Annotated in this window: 1 protein-coding gene; it reads right to left on the reverse strand. The window is 65.3% G+C overall.

Going from position 1 to position 551, the window contains the following annotated elements:
* Positions 1-551, reverse strand: a 551-nt coding sequence (locus J5M71_RS26845) for a DUF2300 domain-containing protein (RefSeq protein ID WP_207838535.1), incomplete at both ends; no start/stop codon positions are given.

Genomic DNA, 551 nt, shown 5'->3' on the forward strand with positions numbered 1-551 from the left:
GGTAGTCGCCGCGCAATGGCCCGGACGTGGCGACACGATCCCCGACCAGAACCTTCGAAACCGGATATTTCGAAAACAGCCCGACTTCCACACAACGCCCCGCGTCCACCGGCCAAGCCGTCGGCAATACGCTGGCCAACGCCTGGCCGTAATGACGCAGGACCATCTGACTGGTGCCGCGCCCGCCCACCCAGATCGGCGCGCCGTCGGCGCTCCAGCCGGCGAATCCACCCTGGCGCGATTGTGCATCCTGGTCGCCGAGCCAGCTCCAGGTTTTCACCCGCAGGCGTCCGCCCAACTCGCCGGCGACATTGCCGTCCGCCGCGTTCAGTACGACATCGAGCAGCACGCGGCGCATCTGTTCCTGCGCTGGCAGCAACGCCAGAACGCTCAATAACTCGGCAACCGAAACCCTTGTTGCCGGTTGCACGGCTGGCAAATCCAGCAACCACGTCGGCGCTTGCCGCGCCTGCCAATACGCTCGCCAATCCGTCGCTGCAATGCCCAACCGCGCCGGTTCGAAATACAGACCGCAGGACTTCACCAGTGCC

Source organism: Pseudomonas sp. 43(2021) (assembly GCF_017490805.1).
Taxonomy (GTDB): Bacteria; Pseudomonadota; Gammaproteobacteria; order Pseudomonadales; family Pseudomonadaceae; genus Aquipseudomonas.